We start from the raw sequence: 4,339 nt of genomic DNA, 5'->3' as shown, positions 1-4,339 counted from the left end.
GCGCACGCGGCCGGACTCGCCGGCATTGCCGTCGAGGCGGGACGCTCGCTGATCCTCGAAGGTCCTGAAACCATCGCGCGCGCCAATGCACTTGGCCTGTTCGTCCTTGGCCTGCGTGCCGCCACGGAGCCGCGCAATGGCTGACAGGGCATTGAAGATCGCAATCGTTGCCGGAGAGGAGTCTGGCGACCTGCTCGGTGCCGACATAGTGCGCTCGCTCAGCCAGGCTGTGGGGCGCGAGGTGCAACTCGTCGGCCTCGGCGGCCGTCATTTGCAGGCGCTGGGACTGGTCTCGCCATTCGATGCCGGCGAGATCGCCCTGATGGGGTTCAGCGCCGTTCTACGCGACCTGCCGCGCCTGATGCGGCGGATCAGCCAACTGTCCAAGACCGTTGCCGACGAAAAGCCGGACTGCATGGTCACCATCGACAGTCCGGACTTTTCGTTGCGCGTCGCCAAAAAGGTGCGTGCGGCCAACCCGTCGATTCCGATCATCCACTATGTCTGCCCGAGCGTGTGGGCGTGGCGGCCGGGCAGGGCGGTGGCGATGAAGCCCTATGTCGACCACATCCTCTGCATCCTGCCGTTCGAGGTCAAGGAGCTCGAGCGGCTCGGCGGGCCACCGGGCACCTATGTCGGGCATCGCCTGACCCACGATGCGGGTTTGCTGGCCGCAGCCAAGGCGCAGGAACTACCGCGCGACCTTTCTCCTGATCGCGTCAAGACCCTGCTCGTCCTGCCCGGTTCGCGGCGTGGCGAGGTACGGCGGCTGCTCGACCCGTTCGGCGAGACGGTGTCGATTCTGCGTGCGCGTGGCCACCGCCTGCGGCTGCTGCTGCCGACCGTTCCGCATGTCGCCGAGCTCGTCAAATCCTCCGTCAACCGCTGGGATGAAAAGCCTGAGATCATCGTCGATTCCCAGCGCAAATGGCAGGCTTTCGGCAAAGCCGATGCGGCGCTGATCGCGTCCGGGACGGTATCGCTGGAACTGGCGCTGGCCGGCGTGCCGATGATTTCCTGCTACAGGCTCGACCCGGTCGCGCGGGTCTTGGCGCCGTACCTCGTTTCCGTCTGGTCGGCGCTGCTGCCCAATCTGATATCGGATCGAGCGCTTATTCCGGAATTCTACGACGGCTACATCAAGCCGAACAATCTGGCCCGGCAATTGGAAGCCCTGTTCGCCGACAGCGGCATGCGCGCCTGGCAGAAGAATGGATTTGCAGAGATCACGCGGCGCATGGCGACGGATAGACCGTCCGGCGAGATCGCCGCGCAGGTGGTGATGCGGTATGTCAAGAGAGGGAATAGTCAGTAGGGAAGTTCACCGTCCCTACTGCCTACTGCCCAATCCCTACTCCCAATTCACCGCTTGGCGATCGGCACGTAGTCACGCTCGGGTGCGCCGGTATAGAGCTGGCGCGGGCGGCCGATCTTCTGGCGCGGATCCTCGATCATCTCTTTCCACTGTGCGATCCAGCCGACGGTGCGGGCGACCGCGAACAGCACGGTGAACATGGTGGTGGGGAAACCCAGCGCCTTCAGCGTAATGCCGGAATAGAAGTCGACATTCGGGTAGAGCTTCTTCTCGATGAAATAGGGATCGGTCAGCGCGATCTTTTCCAGTTCCATGGCGATGTCGAGCAGCGGATCGTCCTTGATGCCGAGCTCGCCCAGAACCTCATGCGCCGTCTTCTGCATGATCTTGGCGCGCGGATCGTAGTTCTTGTAGACGCGGTGGCCAAAGCCCATCAAGCGGAACGGGTCGTTCTTGTCCTTGGCGCGAGCGATGAATTCGGGGATGTGATCGACATGGCCGATCTCGCCAAGCATGTTGAGCGCCGCTTCATTGGCGCCGCCATGCGCTGGGCCCCACAGGCAAGCGGTGCCGGCGGCGATGCACGCGAACGGGTTGGCGCCCGACGAGCCGGCGAGACGAACGGTCGAGGTCGAGGCGTTCTGCTCGTGGTCGGCGTGCAGAATGAAGATGCGCTCCATGGCGCGCGCCAGCACCGGGTTGATCTTGTATTCCTCGCACGGCACGGCAAAGCACATGTGCAGGAAGTTGGCGGCGAAGTTCAGTTCGTTCTTCGGGTAAATGAAGGGCTGGCCGATGTGGTATTTGTAGGCCATCGCCGCGATCGTTGGCATCTTGGCGATCAGCCGCATGGAGGCAACCATGCGCTGGTAGGGGTCGGAGATGTCGGTGGAGTCGTGGTAGAAGGCCGACAGCGCGCCGACCACGCCGCACATCACCGCCATCGGGTGCGCGTCGCGGCGGAAGCCGGTGAAAAAGCGCGACATCTGCTCATGCACCATGGTGTGGCGCGTCACACGATAGTCGAAGTCGTCCTTCTGCGCCTTGGTCGGCAGTTCGCCGTAAAGCAGGAGATAGCAGACCTCGAGGAAGTCGCCGTGTTCGGCCAGTTGGTCGATCGGATAGCCGCGGTGCAGCAGGATGCCGGCATCGCCGTCGATGAAGGTGATTTCCGACTCGCAGCTTGCCGTCGAGGTGAAGCCCGGATCGTAAGTGAAGGCGCCGGTGGTTGAGTAGAGCGAGGCGATGTCGATGACATCAGGCCCGACCGAACCACTTCGCACCTTGAATTCATGGGTCTTGCCGGCGAATGCAAGCGTTGCCGTGGCCTCCTGGGTCTTGCCGCCCAAATCCATTTTTTTCGCAGCTTCGGTCATTGCAAACTCCTTCTTGTTTCCTCATGCCGGCAAAGGCAAAATTCTGCAGAGCGACACGTCGAAAATCACCGCAATGCGCGTATTCGCCACCGCATTTCAGGAGGTGCGTGCCAGATTGGGCCAAGGCCTAATGTTGCACTGCGAAACCCGCCTTTCAATGCCAATCTTCTTGGGCCAGTTTGCTCCTAATCGATTTGATCTGAGATGCGCGCCAGGCTTTCCTCGCGGCCGAGCACGGCGAGCACATCGAACACGCCCGGCGAGGTGCTTTTGCCGGTCAACGCAGCGCGCAAAGGCTGGGCCACCGCGCCGAGCTTGTGACTGCCGGCCGCTGCCACCTCGCGTATCGCCGCCTCCGCCGAGGCGGCTGTCCAGTCACTCGCAAGCCCGTTCAAAGCTTCGTGAGCACTGCGCAGGATCTTGCGGGCATCGTCGGTAAGCAGAAGGGCCGCCTTGTCGTCGATCGGCAGGGGGCGCGTGGCGAACAGGAAGGCCGCGCCATCGACGAGCTCGACCAGCGTCTTGGCGCGGTCCTTCAAGCCCGGAAGCGCTGCCAGCAACTGCGCCTTGGTGCTGTCGTTCAGGCGCGCGGCGATCGCCGGGCCACCTTCGAGATAGGGCAGGGTAGCGATGAAGATGTCGAACAGTCGGGCATCGCTCATGCGGCGCATATGCGCGCCGTTGATCGCCTCCAGCTTGGCGAAGTCGAAGCGCGCCGCGCCCTTGTTGACATCGCCGATGTCGAACCACGAGATCATATCCTTGATCGACATGATCTCGTCGTCGCCATGGCTCCAGCCAAGGCGCGCCAGGTAATTGAGCAGCGCCTCCGGCAGGTAGCCCATGGCGCGATAGGCCTCGACGCCAAGCGCGCCGTGCCGCTTCGACAGCTTGGCGCCATCGGCGCCGTGGATCAGCGGGATATGCGACATGGACGGCACGTTCCAGCCCATGGCGTTGTAGATCACGGTCTGGCGAGCGGCGTTGGTCAGATGATCGTCGCCGCGAATGATATGGGTGACTCCCATATCATGATCATCGACGACGACGGCATGCATGTAAGTGGGATTGCCGTCAGAACGCAGGATGATGAAGTCATCGAGATCCTTGTTGGGAAAGCGCACCTCGCCCTGGACACGGTCATGGACGATGGTCTCGCCGTCGGTCGGCGCCTTGATACGAATGGCGCCCTTGACGCCTGCGGGCGCCTCAGAGGGGTCGCGGTCGCGCCAGCGGCCGTCATAGCGGGGCGGCAGCCCCTTGGCTCTGGCGGCCTCGCGCATGGCCTCCAGTTCGGCCGGCGTGGCATAGCAATAATAGGCCTTGCCCATGCGCACGAGCTCCTCAGCCACCTCGCGGTGGCGCGGAGCACGCTCGAACTGCGACACCGGCTCGCCGTCCCAGCTCAGGCCAAGCCAGGAAAGCCCGTCGAGGATGGCAGCCGTCGCGGCTTCATTGGAGCGTTCGCGGTCGGTGTCCTCGATGCGCAGCAGCATCGTGCCGCCAGTGTGCTTCGCATACAGCCAGTTGAACAGCGCCGTGCGCGCGCCGCCTATGTGCAGATAGCCGGTGGGCGAAGGGGCAAAACGGGTGACGACCTTGTCGGACATGGAACTCTCGGAAACCATCTGAAGCGGGGTGCGGTTGC

At 63.3% G+C, this 4,339-nt stretch carries 4 protein-coding genes; 2 read left to right on the top strand and 2 right to left on the bottom strand.

What is annotated here, in order from left to right:
• Positions 1–144 (top strand): UDP-2,3-diacylglucosamine diphosphatase LpxI (gene lpxI, locus EN906_RS24460; protein ID WP_127375440.1); only part of this gene is annotated, 144 nt, incomplete at its 5' end.
• The gene (lpxB, locus tag EN906_RS24455) at positions 137–1,315 is read left to right on the top strand and encodes a lipid-A-disaccharide synthase (RefSeq protein ID WP_127272197.1); all 1,179 of its coding nucleotides are present in this window, start codon (positions 137–139) and stop codon (positions 1,313–1,315) included. The genes lpxI and lpxB, both read left to right, overlap by 8 nt.
• A gap of 47 nt (positions 1,316–1,362) precedes the next feature.
• On the opposite strand, the gene gltA is transcribed toward lpxB, so the two are convergent.
• Together gltA and gltX are read right to left on the bottom strand one after the other, a co-directional pair.
• Entirely contained in the window at positions 1,363–2,691 is a 1,329-nt protein-coding gene (gene gltA / locus EN906_RS24450) for a citrate synthase (RefSeq protein WP_127375439.1), read from the bottom strand.
• A gap of 185 nt (positions 2,692–2,876) precedes the next feature.
• Positions 2,877–4,301: a glutamate--tRNA ligase gene (gene gltX / locus EN906_RS24445; RefSeq protein WP_127270289.1), complete on the bottom strand. Its 1,425-nt coding sequence runs from the start codon at positions 4,299–4,301 to the stop codon at positions 2,877–2,879.
• Between the last annotated feature and the right edge of the window lie 38 nt (positions 4,302–4,339).

The sequence above is a fragment of the Mesorhizobium sp. M7A.F.Ca.CA.004.06.1.1 genome, assembly GCF_003999135.1.
Taxonomy (GTDB): Bacteria; Pseudomonadota; Alphaproteobacteria; order Rhizobiales; family Rhizobiaceae; genus Mesorhizobium.
The sequence above is the reverse complement of the archived record's forward strand: the minus strand, read 5'-3'. Positions and strand labels throughout refer to the sequence as shown.

Coding starts and splice junctions, on each gene's coding strand:
- lpxB (WP_127272197.1), top strand. CDS start 137: ATGGCTGACAGGGCATTGAAGATCGCAATCGTTGCCGGAGAGGAGTCT.
- gltA (WP_127375439.1), bottom strand. CDS start 2,691: ATGACCGAAGCTGCGAAAAAAATGGATTTGGGCGGCAAGACCCAGGAG.
- gltX (WP_127270289.1), bottom strand. CDS start 4,301: ATGTCCGACAAGGTCGTCACCCGTTTTGCCCCTTCGCCCACCGGCTAT.